This window comes from Subdoligranulum sp. DSM 23681, from assembly GCF_057005535.1.
The window spans coordinates 121,523-134,252 of record NZ_CM168050.1 but is presented as its reverse complement, the minus strand read 5'-3'; the positions used below and the strand labels follow the sequence as shown (position 1 = coordinate 134,252).

Annotated in this window: 14 protein-coding genes and 1 pseudogene; all 15 read right to left on the bottom strand. The window is 52.4% G+C overall.

Going from position 1 to position 12,730, the window contains the following annotated elements; genetic code table 11:
• Positions 1-54: 54 nt before the first annotated feature.
• The gene (locus AC127K_RS00610) at positions 55-246 is read right to left on the bottom strand and encodes a transposon-encoded TnpW family protein (RefSeq protein ID WP_087235179.1); all 192 of its coding nucleotides are present in this window, start codon (positions 244-246) and stop codon (positions 55-57) included.
• 107 nt (positions 247-353) lie between these two features.
• Positions 354-2,246 carry an AAA family ATPase gene (locus AC127K_RS00605; RefSeq protein ID WP_369948995.1) on the bottom strand — a complete coding sequence of 631 codons (1,893 nt, stop codon included), beginning with the start codon at positions 2,244-2,246 and terminating at the stop codon, positions 354-356.
• Positions 2,247-2,492: 246 nt separating this feature from the next.
• Entirely contained in the window at positions 2,493-3,308 is an 816-nt protein-coding gene (locus AC127K_RS00600) for a hypothetical protein (RefSeq protein WP_483721191.1), read from the bottom strand.
• Positions 3,256-3,951 (bottom strand): MobQ family relaxase, encoded by a 696-nt coding sequence (gene mobQ / locus AC127K_RS00595; protein WP_483721190.1) that lies wholly within the window; start codon positions 3,949-3,951, stop codon positions 3,256-3,258. Before mobQ ends, AC127K_RS00600 begins: the two co-directional genes overlap by 53 nt.
• A 94-nt stretch (positions 3,952-4,045) precedes the next feature.
• Complete coding sequence (locus tag AC127K_RS00590) at positions 4,046-4,342, bottom strand: DUF3847 domain-containing protein (protein ID WP_016147288.1); 297 nt, start codon at positions 4,340-4,342, stop codon at positions 4,046-4,048.
• 131 nt (positions 4,343-4,473) lie between these two features.
• Positions 4,474-5,307: a methyltransferase domain-containing protein gene (locus AC127K_RS00585; RefSeq protein ID WP_002584969.1), complete on the bottom strand. Its 834-nt coding sequence runs from the start codon at positions 5,305-5,307 to the stop codon at positions 4,474-4,476.
• Between the two features lie 185 nt (positions 5,308-5,492).
• A complete protein-coding gene (locus AC127K_RS00580) occupies positions 5,493-5,789 on the bottom strand; it encodes a P-loop NTPase family protein (protein ID WP_005930687.1) in 297 nt (98 codons plus the stop codon).
• 134 nt (positions 5,790-5,923) lie between these two features.
• Entirely contained in the window at positions 5,924-6,103 is a 180-nt protein-coding gene (locus tag AC127K_RS00575; RefSeq protein WP_005930684.1) for a transposon-encoded TnpW family protein, read from the bottom strand.
• Positions 6,104-6,181: 78 nt separating this feature from the next.
• The gene (locus tag AC127K_RS00570) at positions 6,182-8,056 is read right to left on the bottom strand and encodes a recombinase family protein (protein ID WP_005930681.1); all 1,875 of its coding nucleotides are present in this window, start codon (positions 8,054-8,056) and stop codon (positions 6,182-6,184) included.
• 32 nt (positions 8,057-8,088) lie between these two features.
• Positions 8,089-8,394 (bottom strand): annotated as a pseudogene (locus tag AC127K_RS00565) (VirD4-like conjugal transfer protein, CD1115 family); the annotation flags it as partial.
• Positions 8,391-8,876: a PcfB family protein gene (locus tag AC127K_RS00560; protein ID WP_483721189.1), complete on the bottom strand. Its 486-nt coding sequence runs from the start codon at positions 8,874-8,876 to the stop codon at positions 8,391-8,393. The gene AC127K_RS00560 and the pseudogene AC127K_RS00565, both read right to left, overlap by 4 nt.
• Positions 8,877-8,918: 42 nt before the next feature.
• A complete protein-coding gene (locus tag AC127K_RS00555) occupies positions 8,919-10,355 on the bottom strand; it encodes a DUF5688 family protein (RefSeq protein WP_483721188.1) in 1,437 nt (478 codons plus the stop codon).
• Positions 10,356-10,358: 3 nt separating this feature from the next.
• Complete coding sequence (locus tag AC127K_RS00550) at positions 10,359-10,913, bottom strand: hypothetical protein (RefSeq protein ID WP_483721187.1); 555 nt, start codon at positions 10,911-10,913, stop codon at positions 10,359-10,361.
• An 88-nt stretch (positions 10,914-11,001) separates the two neighbouring features.
• Complete coding sequence (locus AC127K_RS00545; RefSeq protein WP_483721186.1) at positions 11,002-11,925, bottom strand: ParB/RepB/Spo0J family partition protein; 924 nt, start codon at positions 11,923-11,925, stop codon at positions 11,002-11,004.
• Positions 11,882-12,706: a ParA family protein gene (locus tag AC127K_RS00540; RefSeq protein WP_483721185.1), complete on the bottom strand. Its 825-nt coding sequence runs from the start codon at positions 12,704-12,706 to the stop codon at positions 11,882-11,884. The genes AC127K_RS00545 and AC127K_RS00540 overlap by 44 nt, the downstream gene beginning before the upstream one ends.
• Positions 12,707-12,730 lie beyond the last annotated feature (24 nt).

The window sequence follows — 12,730 nt, the reverse complement described above, 5'->3', positions numbered from 1 at the left end:
GCGTGGTGCCTTTCGGGTTTTGTCAATAAGGAACAAGAAAAAAGTATCTTGCTTTTAAGCGGTTTCATCGCCGCTGTCGTTCTTGATAAGGCGCACAACCTTGTCCGTAAAGGTTTCCCGGCTGGTTTCGCTGAAATGGATATGAATGTCAAAGGTCGTGCCGCCGATGTTCTTCACAAGGTCGGGTTTGGCGGTCAGAGGGGAAGCGGCTGCGGGGGTGCTGGTCTTGCTGGTTTCATTGTTCATAGGCTCTCCTTTCAAAGATAAAGCCCCATGTGGTCGGCACATGAGGCGGTCATATCGGGTAAGGGTGCAAGGATGCAACAATGCAAAGGTATCTGCGGATTGCATTCTTACTTTGCACTCTTGGCTTCGTTCCTGCGGTAGTACCATTGATTTCCCCGGCGTATGACTTCTATCTGGGTATCAAGGTTGCGGCGGGCATTTTTAACTGTTCTCTCGGATATTCCGGCTTCGGCTGCGGCCTTTACAATGTCCTCGCTGGCAAGCTCTTTCCCGTCTGCAAGCAGGTCAAGTATCAGCTTCTCGGCTTGCTCGGTCTTGGTGGCGGTGTTCCCGCCCGCGCCGGATAGCAGCTCGTCGGCGGTGATGTCGTATTCGCCTATCCATGAAAAGCCTGTTTCCGGGTCAAGGCAAAAGGCAACGGGCTTGCCCTCCGGCGCAAGGGAAGATTTGTCATGGACGATAACACGCACATTCGGCTCCCGCTTCACGCGCCCGATCAGCAGGACGCTCCTTGCTGCGGCGCGGAAGTCGATAGAACCTAAGCCCCGGTATGCGCTCTGCCCTCCGGCAGCTTTGTTCAAGTGTCCGATAAGGATAACGGCGCACCCGGTACGCTCGGCAACATCGGCAAGGCGGCGGAACATGGGGCGCACTTCGTTTGCCCTGTTCATGTCGGTTTTCTCGCCCATGTACGCCTGTATGGGGTCAAGGATAATCAACCGCGCCTCGTTCTGCGTGATTGCCTTTTCTATGCGCTCGTCGGAGAGAGTAAGCTCCCGCTTGGCTTCATCAATCACAAGCACGCGGTCAAGGTCGGCTTCGGCTTCTATCAAGCGGGGCTTGACGGTATCGCCCAGCCCGTCCTCGGCGGTCTGGTAAATCACTTGGAATGGCGGCAAGGGCTTCATTCCCGGCAGCGTTCCCCCGGTGGTGCAGGCGGCGGCAAGGCGTAGGGCAAAGGTGGTCTTGCCCTCGCCGGGATTGCCTTGCACAATGGTTACTTTTCCAAACGGGATATACGGCTCCCATAGCCATTCAACGGTCTGTGTGTCAACCTCGCTCATGCGAATAATCTCGACGGTTTCTTCCTGCGGCGGCTCTTTCAAGCCGTAAACCGCTTCCCGGATATACTTCCCGTCTGTGATTTCTGCCCGGTGCTGCAATACCTCGTTCCAGTCCTTAAACAGCGGCACAAGGCGGTGGACGGTATATCCCTCCGGCACAAGCTCCGCAAGGCGGCTGCAAGCGTCGTTTCCCGCTTGGTCGCTGTCAAGGCAGAGGTAAACGGTCTTGATGTTTGGGCGGTCAGAGAGGAAACGCAACAGGGCTTTTTCTCCCACGCCGCCCAATGACAAATAGCTCTGTTTCTGCCATGCCTTTTTGAACAGGCAGAGGAAAGAGAGCAGGTCAACGGGGGCTTCAAAGACAAAAAGCCTGTCGCTCTCGCCCCGGTAGCAGAAATTAAAGGCTTTGTCGCTGCCTTTCACATCAAGCCGGAAGTTTCCCGCCGTCCCCTTGCTGTGGGCGTAACGCGGTATTCCGTCCTCGTCCCGCCCCACAAATACGGCGTTGTGGTGGGCTGCGTCCTCGTAAATATCGCCGCGGGCAAAGAAAAAGCCCGTCACATCTTCATCAATGCGGCGGGCTGCTGTGAGGTAGTTCCTCGCTGTTCGATTGTCGCTGTTTGGGGGCGGTAGCCGGAAGTCGGATAGGGACGCGGGGCAAGGTCTGTCCGGCGGCGGTACGGCTCCCTTTTCTCCTGTGAGAAGTTCCACGGCTTCGGTGAAGCTCTTGCCGAAAAACTCCATGACAAAATCGACGGGGCCGCCGCCCTTGCTCTGGCTGTGCCTGTACCATTTGTTTCCCCGGACGGTCAAGCTGTCGTGCCGTTTCCAGCGGTATTCATTTCCGGCGCGGGTAAGCTGCTCGCCCTGTGATTGTAGGAAAGAAACAAGGTCGGCTTGGTTCGCCCGGTCTATCTGTTCTTGGGTGTAATACATGGTTGATACCTCTCTTTCTGTGGTTGAATTGTTCACAGATTTCAAATATAATGGGGTTAGCAAGTTGGATTTAAGAGGTGATCTTATGATTGATTTAATAGTTGATTTCCTTGCAACCATAGGTGATATAATTGTAGATATATGGGTAAATAAGATTGTAACAAAATTCAAAAAGAAATGAGTCGCCTTTTATCCATCCAATAGTACAGAGGGCGGACAAGCCGAACAGCTTGCCCGTCCTTTCCTTTATCGCTCCTGTTCCTGCCGCTTGGTGCGGCTCTGCGTCTGTGCCGGTTGGTCGGCGCGGAGTGCAATATCCACGCATTTGCGGATTTTTTGAAGCTCGGCAACTTCGGCGCGGGTATCTTTCAGCGTTTCATATTCCGCTTCCCGCTGTGCTTTGAGGGCGGTATATTCTTTCTCCCACGCGGAGATCGGCAGGGTTTTCACGCCCTCCGGCAAATGGGCATGGAGATAGCGGTTTGCCGCGTCCCATAGGGTAAGCTCGGCGCGGCGGGCTTCCGCAAACTTCTCCTGTTTTCCTTTCCAGCGGATTTGCCGATACTCGTCCTGTATGGGCTTGTAGGTTTGATAATTTCTGCCGTACTCCATGAGTTTTTGCAGCTCTTTCATGCGCTGCTCGGCGGTTTTCATTCCCTCCCGGATTGAATAGGCTTTATCGCTGACAGAGGAAAGAGAAGCGTCCAGCTCGTCAAGATTAGAGATACCATGCTCGGAAAGATAGTTGACCGCCGCCGCTATGGTTTTCAATTCATCGGCGGCGTGCTGCCTTTGCCAACTCTGCGAATACTTCCGGCTCTTTTCTCTCTGAACGCTTAAATATTTCATCAGCAGATTTGCAAGGCCGGGGGATTGCGGGGTCTGCTCCGGGGCGGTTTCCCGCGCTTTGAACAGTTCGCCAATCCATTCTTTGAGCTTTCCAATCTGCGCCCGGATTTCCCGGATAAGGCGGTTTGCCTTTTGGATATTCCGGTTCAGCTCGCCTTTCTCAGTGGCTATTGTATTTGCCGCTTGGCAAGCGAATACGCTCGCCGTTTTCATCAAGGTCATATTCCTTTTTGGACTTCGCCGCCCATGCGCCGCGCTCGTCAAGGGGGCGCATGGTAAGCATGATGTGACAATGGGGATTGCCCTTGCCGGTGTCGTGAATGGCGTAATCAACGCACATTCCTCTGGAAACAAATTGAGAGGAACAGTATTCCCGGACAAGCCGGATCTGTTCCTCTCTGGATAACTCTATGGGAAGCGCCGCGTCAATCTCTCTGGCAAGCTGGGCGTTCCCGGCTTTCTCGTAAAGCTCCACGCTGTTCCACAAGGTTGAACGGTCAGAGAAAGAGGGCGGGGCATTGGGCGGCAGTAGGATTTCCGTATGGACAACACCGCCTTTGCGGGTGTAGTCGTGGGTCATTCCGTCCCACTCATTTGTCAACTTTTCGCCGCTTCGGTAGGCGGCTGCGGCAACGGCTGATTTGCCCTTGCCCCGGCTGACAATGCTGATATTACAATGGTAGATGGCTATGGGTATCACCTCCCGGATAGGATAATAAAACCCGCAAAAATGGTACAGACGCCAACGGCGGGTGTACTGTTTTTGTGGGTGTGCAGGGATAGCCGCGTAAGCGGCGCAAGGGGTGCAGCCCCTTGTTGCGGCAAAGCCGCCAATGTCGGTCAGAGAGGGAAGCAAGCGGCTTTCTCTCTGTGCCGACAAGCCCTCGGCAGAGCGCACGCACCCGTAAGGGTGTATAAGTGCGCCCTTTGTGCCCTTTGTGCCAAAGGGATTATTCGCTTTTCCCGCCCTTGGTGCGTTTTTTCAGATAAGCCCGCGCTTCCTCGCTCGTCAAGGCAAGCCGGAGAAAGGCGGCGGCTTCCTCGTCGGTCATGGTCTTGGCTTCCGGCACAATGCTCTCAAAGACCGCACCCCGGACGATCAGCCGATGGCTGCGCGTCCTGCGTTCCTCTTGGGATAACTTTTGCCGCAACACCTTTTCCCGGTTTTCAAGCTGCCGGATTTTCTTCTTCCCGTCCTCAATCTCGGCTTGCAATTCCTCGCGGTTTTTTTCTCTCGGTTTCGTCATGGGTGGTCACTCCTTTCTACCTGTCGGCATAGAAAAAGGACAGTCGATTTCCTCGGCTGTCCTTTTGATTAGGGTGTTTGGTTTACTCCGTTCTGCTCAATAAATGGGAATATTAAATATCAATACGCCCTTTAATACATTCCTATTAAAACATCAGCTTCGATTGTCAAATGTGTGAGAGTACGCCAATCAACGCAATCTTTTTCAACGCAAAAGAGAAGCGGCGTCATTTCAATAAACGACATTCTTTGTTCTGATGACAACTGTACGGTGGCTGAAACCGTTTCTCTTGAAATGGTTTTAAGATATTTCTCAAAATATTCAACGACAGACTCATTTGAATAATCTGGATTTTTCAAGTGTGCTTGCACTTTAGTCCTGATTTCCCTCAAATGATTTTTCGTAGGAATTACTTTCACAACATATCCGTTAGGAGATAGCAATCGCTGAAATTCTTTGTAGTGTGCAGGCGAAAATATGTCTAAAATACAATCCATACTTCCGTCTTTCAAAGGGATTTTTGATAAGTCAGTAACAAACCACTTCACTGCTTTGCGCTTGTCTTTTTTTGATGCAATCTGTATTGCCTCCCTTGACAAGTCAAAGGCAAAGATGTTTCGTTCTGTTCTTTGCTGTATCTGCCTTGCATAGAAACCCTCGCCGCAACCAACATCTAAAATGTTTCTTATAGATGGCGTATCAGAAATAAACTGTATGATTTTCTCCAACACAACATCATACATGCCATACTCCAAAATTTGGTGCCGGTTGTCAAAAGACCGCTTGCTGTAGTTGGTTTTGGGCGATGATTTTAACAACAAATTTACATACCCATATCTTGAAATATCAAAGCAATGTCCATGTCTACAAATTAGGCTATTGCCTTGTATATCCATTGATTTTGTGCAAATTGGGCATTGAAAATAAACCTTGCTGTCTGCAAAGCGTGATAAATTATTATTCATTTGTTTTTCCTCTGTAATTACATCTCTGCTTCAATAAGCGAGTTATGCAATACGGATAACCGCAACATAACTCGCGGTTTTATCTTAATCTCATAAATGTAACCATTGTGTTGTCCTCCAATCAATTCCGCAGTATTACTCTGCTTTTAGAAAAAGTATAGCACAAAACTATGAACATTTCCACTCTATTTCAGCCTGTCGGCGGCGTTGCTCTCTCTGGCGTACCGCCGCGCCGCTTCCCGACGTTCCTCGCTGTATGGGGCGGTCAGACGGAAAGAGAAGCGGCCTTTCTCAATGTCAAACTCCATGCAGCCCGTTTCCGGGTCTGCGTCGGTCTGGCGGCACACATCGGGGTGCTGCTCGGCATAGGCGGCAAGCCGCTTCTTCAAGTCGGTATTGTGGGTACGGATATGGATCAACGGGTCTTTCTCATCAAACCAGATGTCTGTGGTCTTTTTTTGCTTGGGAAGCCCTGTTCGCATAAACTCTCCTTTCTGCGCCCCTGTTACGCAATAGGGGCATTTTTCGGGTGTTTTCTCCGGCTCTTGACTTGGAGAAAACGGCGTTTTTGACGATAAAAACCGCCCGGACGGGGAATGTATCGTCGGGGCGGCTGTTATCGCAAAATTTCCGATTTTTCCGGCTCTTGACCGTCCTGCAAGCTGTCGGCAAGTATCACTTTGAGCAGCTTGTCGCGGAATGTTTCTGTGCCGCTGTGATTGAAAAACAATTCCGCAACGATGGTCTGTCCGTTCTTCTGTGTCGTGATGATACTGTCGGGGGTCTGTTCTGCCATAGGCGGCTCCTTTCTCCGGGCGCGAAAAAGGGATTTCCCGTAGCCCGGAAAATCCCTCTTAGTTGTCGGTATTCTGTTTTACTGTGCGGGTGCTGCGGCGGCGGCCTGCGCCTTTCTCCTTGCCCGGTATTCCCGCGCTTTCATGCGGTCATATTCCCGTTGCTTTTCAAGGTTTCGCGCCCGGTACTCCCTTGAATACTGCCGGTGGTAGGCGCGGCTCTTTTCCTTTTGGGCTTCTTCGATTTCCTCCCGCATTTGCCGGACTTCCTGCTCCGTAGGCTCTGCAAGCTGCGTCACTTCGTTCTCAAATCTGCCGATATAGTTAAAATATATCCCGATGTGCTGAACAGCCTGTTTTGCCCTTTTCTTGTCGCGCTCATGCACTTCAATCCGGCTGATAAACTCGTTGAGAATGGCGGGGGTCAGGTCAGTAAAGGCGGCATAGCGTTCCGTCAGCTTCAAAAACTTCTGCGCCCGCCCTCCCGCGTTCTCATAAGCGGATAGCTGCTCTTGGAGTGTGGCAAGCTCCGTTTTCAGTGTGTAGTATTCTTCCGAATATTTTTGCGACATTTGCTCATAGCGGTCTTGCGGGATAGTGCCGAGGGCGTTGTCCTCATAGAGCTTATTCAGCACCTTGTCAATCTGTTCAAGGCGTGTCGTGATTTGCGGGATACGTTTCTGCTGCTTCTTGGTCTGGTCGGTCTGCTGCATGGCAAGGTTCTTTTTCACTAAGGCTTCAAACTCCGCCCGGTTGCTGATAGAGTAGTCCTCGATTTTCTTCAGCACTTCCGCGACGGTCTGCATGAGCAAGTCCGCGTCGATGATGTGTGGGGAATGGCACTTGGGGTTTTTGGCTTTCCCCTTGTGATACTCGCTGCAATAGGCAACATGCCGCTTGCCGCCGTTCCTGTAATCTATGCGGATGTGCATTTTTGCGCCGCAATCCTTACAGAAAAGCAAGCCCGACAAAGGGTGGATTTCCCCGTCCCCGTTGGGGCGTCTGACGGGCGCGTTTTCCAAAATCCGCTGTGCGGTTTCAAAGTCGGCGCGGTCAATAATCGGCTCATGCACATTTTCGGTTATCTGCCATTGGCTCCGGTCTACATAGTGGTTCCGCTTGTCCCGGAAATGCTTTGTAGTCTTGAAGTTGACTACATCGCCGCAATACTCCTGCCGCGTGAGGATATGGGTCAAGGTGACTTTGTTCCACTTGTAGCGGTTATCCTCATTGAGCGCCTTGTTTTTACACGTTCCCCGTCCCCGGTCTTTCATGTAGAAAGTAGGGGTAGGGATTTGCTCCTGCGTCAGATATACGGCGATTTGGTTGCGGTTCTTCCCGCCGATAAACAGACGGAAAATAAGGCGCACAACCTCGGCGGCTTCCTCGTCGATTATCCAAAAATCCTTGTTGTCCGGGTCTTTCATATAGCCGTAGGGGGCTTCGGTGGCAATCGGCTTTCCGCTCATGCCCTTCGTTTTAATGCCGGTCTTTACTTTCTTGCTGATGTCCTTTGCGTACCACTCCGACATGATGTTGATAAAGGGCGCAAACTCCAATGTGTCGGGCTTCTCGCTGTCTATCCCGTTGTTGACCGCGATAAAGCGCACATTGTTCCGTCTGAATATCTCCATAGCGTTGCCAACTTGGAGATAGTCGCGCCCCCAGCGCGTCAGGTCTTTCATAATGCAGACACCGATTTTTCCGTTTTCTACATCGTCCATCATGCGGGAATAGGCAGAACGGTCAAAAAATCTGCCGCTTTCGTCATCGTCAATGTAGTGCCGGATATTGGTTAAGTGCTGTCCTCTGGCATAGTTCTCCAAAAAGATTTTTTGGTTCTGTATGCTGTTGCTCTCACCGCCGTCCCTGTCCTCGTCGCCCACGGAAAGGCGGGAGTAAAGGGCGGTAATTTTGCTATAATCAGTCATGTGCATAACCTCCTGTGCGTCCATGTAGGTGTCCTTTACACTTAAAATTATGCACTCCAGCGGGCGCTGCCGTACTCGATGTTGTGCTTATAGTGTTTGGCGTTTTTGCCCCGGAGATAGACGGCAGCTTTTAAGGCCGCGCCGCAGACAAGACCCACCAACAAGTCAAAGGGGTGAAGGCTTGGCAGGGGAGTGCCGAAGGCGATGCCGATGGCTGCAAAGAAGGACAGCAATCTTTCGGATGCATCGGCACCTTCCGCCATACGCCAGGCTTCACCCAGGTTGGTGCAGATGAGACCAACCGTGAGATAGGGAAGCGCCAGAATAAAGCCTTTTTTCAGCTTGCGAGTATCCAGCTTCATCGTGACTGCTCCCTCTGCTTGTCCCGGTTGACCGCCTTGGCCGGGATGTCGCGCACTGCGTTGATCAGCTTGTGCAGCGTCTTGAGAACACTGGGGCGCTTGTTCTTGGCCAGAATCTCCGCAGAATAGGCATTGAAAGCAGCCGTCATGGCATCTGCATCCCTTGCCTTGAAGAAGACCAGATACTTGGGAGGGATCACGGATTTATCCTTGGTGATCGCATAGTCGACACGATATTTCCGGGCGTATTTCTCAAATCCTTTCAGGTCTGTTTTGGAGATGTCGATGTTGGTAACGCCCTGGTCCTGCCCGATAAGCTGCTGGATTGTCTGCTTGCCGATCGGCTTTTTCATGGCCGATTCCTTGGACTTCCGCCTGAGATACGCAAGCCCCTTCAGCGCAAGCCGGAGAATGCTCCGTGCGGTGAGTTTGGACACGCTGATGGCCAAATTGACGGTTCTGTTTTCGACTTCTTCCTGCATGGTTTACCACCTTCTTCAGTCGGGTTCATGGACGGTGCGCGCTCAGAGGCTGTCACGGTCGGGCGTTTTGCGCTTTGGCTTCTCTGTGTGGTCTTCTTTCGCTTTGTCGGCATCATGCGTCTGAAGCGCCTCTTCAGGGATCGGGATCGCCAGAATGCTGTGGCCCATCCTCACAAAGGCCTCAGGCTGATGAAAAAGCGCTTCGAATTTACTGATCTGTTCCTCGGTGAGCGACCCGAAACTATCCTCGGTAAGCCCGGCGACCAGGAAAGGCCCGGCCACAATGTCATAGATCTCGTTGTCTTCGTCACGCAGTGCCCGGTTCAGCGGCAACCCGTTGATCTTGCCTTCTTCGTTGACGATCAACCCCACCGGATCTGCATAGGGATAAACGACTTCAATATCGCCGCCGACGGCTTTCTGAAGGGGCTTCAGCCCTGTGCCGATCTCGACCACTTTCGGGTGCTCATTCGGCTCCACCAGGAGAACCCGGATGGTGTCCTTGGCGGGTGCATCATCCGCAGCCTTGTCAAAGGGCTCGTCCTGGAGAATGGCGGCGTCTTTAGCTGCCTGGCGTTCTTCGAATGTCCTGGCGTTTTCGAAGATATGATCCTCGCTGTCATAGTGGTATACACTGTCAGACAGCCGCTCTGCAGGGACAACATCTTCCGCATTGACGGTTCGCACCAGCCCTTCCAGGTATTCAAGCTCCATGGTGCCGTTATCGGGAACGAGCAGAACTTCATGAACCGAGGAGGGGAGTACATAGAAATCGCCGCCCAGCATTTCTGCCGCCTGATCTAGAAAACCGGGATATTGAATCACCCCGGCGCCATATTGTCCGTCGCCCGCAGTGGCTACCCAAAGAGAGGGAAACTCATCCGTGAACAGAGGATCCCCAATACTGCCGATCATCTCGTGCACGGCTTCGCTCATGTTCAGAAGATTGGCCGGACGACTTTTCATGGAAGCTTCCAGGGCATCCGCGTGAAGCTGATCCGGGGTGATCTTATAGCCGGACAGCATGTTGTTGGTGATGAGAACGCTGGCAGTACCTTGCGCGTTGCTTTCCAACTTGAAACGATAGACAGCGGCCAGGTCTGCCATATTCCTGTGCGGAATCTGAGAAAGCTTTTCCTCGTTTCCGTCGACAGGGACAAGCTCAATGGTGAGGGTATCCTTGATCTGGTCGTAGTCGGCCAGCATGCGGGCATCATAATTCGGCATATGCCGGATTGCCATGTCAACAGTGCTCTCAATCCGATTCATGACCTCTTCGATGGGCAGTCCGGAATCAAACGCCTCATAGAATTCTTTCAGGTTCAGGGTGGCTCCGATCGCACTGCTTTCCGGTCGGACAGACATACCCGTGTAGGACAGGCCCTGCAGCTTGGACACTTCCTGCACGCTGATCTCTGCTTCCGGGAAACGGTCACGCATCTCGTCGATGGCCCGCGCCATAAACTCTTCATATTCCATAGCTCAGTCCTCCTTGGGCAGCCAGAAGCCGAACCCGGCGGTGCCGGTTTCGTCCGCAAGTGTAGTTGTGTGATCATTCAGGAAGGCGATTGCAGCGATAAAATCACGGGCGGGCAGCTCCACGCTTTCCATCTCGTCGTCACTGACCTGGGAGACAAACACCGGTGCTGTAATGGTAACCTCTTCTTCACTTTCCCAGGCGCACTCCATATAGTAGAGATACAGGTGCTCCTGAATTTTAAAGCAATTGAAGGTCTGCTCCTCCTCAAAGCCGGGAAACTTCGACAGGGCTTCCGCCTCGGCCATCAGCTGCGCGGGAACACCGGGAACGGCATAAAGCACGGTCGCATCCATATGCCCGATATCTTCCACATCCCGGAGATCGCTGTCTTCCTGGAGACAGTCGGCAAGTTGGGAAAGCATGCCGGCGCCGTCGCTGAACAGATCTGCCAGCTCATCTAGGAAAGCGCCAAGCTTGGCGGCCGGATCTCCTTCGGAAAAATTCTCTATGCTCCTGACCGGGAGCCTCGGATGCTGCGTCATTTCTTTTTCCATCATCAGTTCCTGCTCCTTTCAAAGTTCGGATAGTAAAAAAGCACCCACAAAAGCGAAGGCTTTTGGCGGTGCTTACGGTTCGGTATGAAATTTATCGCTCCTGGTTCCGGGCTTTCTTTTTCTGCCACTGATCCAAAAGCTTGAGAATGGTATCCTGCATCTGCTGGGTTGTGTAGGAACGCGGGAAATATTTTCGAAGTTGCTCATTGCGGAAGGTTACCCGCTCCAGGTCGCCTTTCTTTATTTCGCTCATGATCTCCCGGGCGGCATCCATGGTAAAATTTCCTTCCTGTGCCAGCTTTTTCAGGCGCTGGGCCTGGGACAGGGATGGGGCGGCCTGAATCTCTTCCATAGCGGTCATGAAGATTTGTTGCTCTTCCGGTGCAAGGTAGGATAGTTCTACCGCCGGATTGAAAGAAATCTGCTTCTGATCCACCATTTCCAGAAGTTCGGGAATTAGGTTGGTGAGACGGATAAATCTTCGTACGGTATCTTTGCTAACGCCTGACTCCTCCCCGACTTTCTCTACAGACAACTTCTGCGCAACTTGCGTATAGGTTAAATCTGTCCGTTTTCCTTGGTGTTTCATCGCTTCCAACTTCATCTTGTACGCAAAGGCTCTCTCACTGGGCAGGATATTTTCGCGCTGAAGATTGGAATCCACCATGAGCACCGTGGCCGCATCATCATCCATCTGACGGACCAGAACTGGGACTTCCGTCAGTCCGGCCAGCTCGGCGGCATGTGCCCGGCGGTGCCCGGAGATGATCTCATAACCGCCGCCCTCCAACGGCCGGGCAATCAGGGGAGTCAACACTCCGTACTGTGCGATGCTTTCCGTCGTTCGCAGCATGGCTTCGTCGTCAACCACTTTGAAAGGATGATTCTTGAAGGGGACCAGCTCGCTGATGCTGATCTTCTGCACATGTTCCAGCTGCTTCTCGGCACGGCTTTCATCCGTTTCGAAAATGTCATCGTAGCTGGTCAAGCTGATGTTTCCGCTTCTTTTCGGCATTTGCCAGCACCTCCTTTGTCAGACTGCGGTAGGCATCAGCGACCTTGCCACCGGGATCATGCTTGAAAATACTCACGCCTTCGGCACTGATTTCCGCCGCGCGGACAGAGCGGGGGATATCTGCTTCGAATACCTTCAGTTTGCTGCCGTAGGTGTCCCGAATCAGGGTGCTGATTTCCTTTGCAAAGTTGGTTCGGAAGTCCACCATGGTCAGCAGAATCCCCTCAATCTTGAGCTTTGGATTGATCTGCCGTTTCACCTTGTTGACGGTCTGCAAAAGCTGCTCCAAACCTTTGGCCGACAGATAGTTCGCTTGCACGGGAATGAGCACTTGGTCAGAAGCGGCCAGGGCATTGACTGTAAGCATGCCGAGGGACGGCATACAGTCCAGCAGGATATAATCGTACCGGTCTTTGAGCGGCTCCAGAACCTGCCGCAGCACGGTCTCACGGCTCATGGCATTGACCAGAGATACCTCCATGCCGGATAGCGTGATGTTTGCCGGAATCAGGTCGATGCCTTCTTCGTGCGTCAGGATGCCTTCCTTCGGTTCTAAGGGTTGATCCTGAATGACTTTGGCCATCAGATCCGTCAGGGTAACCGGAATTTCATCTGGCCGGGGATGGCCAAGGGCGATGGTCAGGGAAGCCTGCGGATCGGTGTCCACAAGCAATACTCGTTTCCCCTCATTTGCAAGGCCAATCCCCAGGTTTTCACAGGTGGTGGTTTTACCGGTACCGCCTTTCTGATTTACAACAGCCATCGTTGTGGCTTTTGCCATAGATAATTTCACCTCCCGTCACGG

Bases quoted from the DNA above. Each gene is read 5' to 3' on its own strand.
- AC127K_RS00610 (WP_087235179.1), bottom strand. From the start codon at position 246: ATGAACAATGAAACCAGCAAGACCAGCACCCCCGCAGCCGCTTCCCCT.
- AC127K_RS00605 (WP_369948995.1), bottom strand. From the start codon at position 2,246: ATGTATTACACCCAAGAACAGATAGACCGGGCGAACCAAGCCGACCTT.
- AC127K_RS00600 (WP_483721191.1), bottom strand. From the start codon at position 3,308: ATGAAAACGGCGAGCGTATTCGCTTGCCAAGCGGCAAATACAATAGCC.
- AC127K_RS00590 (WP_016147288.1), bottom strand. From the start codon at position 4,342: ATGACGAAACCGAGAGAAAAAAACCGCGAGGAATTGCAAGCCGAGATT.
- AC127K_RS00585 (WP_002584969.1), bottom strand. From the start codon at position 5,307: ATGAATAATAATTTATCACGCTTTGCAGACAGCAAGGTTTATTTTCAA.
- AC127K_RS00580 (WP_005930687.1), bottom strand. From the start codon at position 5,789: ATGCGAACAGGGCTTCCCAAGCAAAAAAAGACCACAGACATCTGGTTT.
- AC127K_RS00575 (WP_005930684.1), bottom strand. From the start codon at position 6,103: ATGGCAGAACAGACCCCCGACAGTATCATCACGACACAGAAGAACGGA.
- AC127K_RS00570 (WP_005930681.1), bottom strand. From the start codon at position 8,056: ATGGACGCACAGGAGGTTATGCACATGACTGATTATAGCAAAATTACC.
- AC127K_RS00560 (WP_483721189.1), bottom strand. From the start codon at position 8,876: ATGCAGGAAGAAGTCGAAAACAGAACCGTCAATTTGGCCATCAGCGTG.
- AC127K_RS00555 (WP_483721188.1), bottom strand. From the start codon at position 10,355: ATGGAATATGAAGAGTTTATGGCGCGGGCCATCGACGAGATGCGTGAC.
- AC127K_RS00550 (WP_483721187.1), bottom strand. From the start codon at position 10,913: ATGATGGAAAAAGAAATGACGCAGCATCCGAGGCTCCCGGTCAGGAGC.
- AC127K_RS00545 (WP_483721186.1), bottom strand. From the start codon at position 11,925: ATGCCGAAAAGAAGCGGAAACATCAGCTTGACCAGCTACGATGACATT.
- AC127K_RS00540 (WP_483721185.1), bottom strand. From the start codon at position 12,706: ATGGCAAAAGCCACAACGATGGCTGTTGTAAATCAGAAAGGCGGTACC.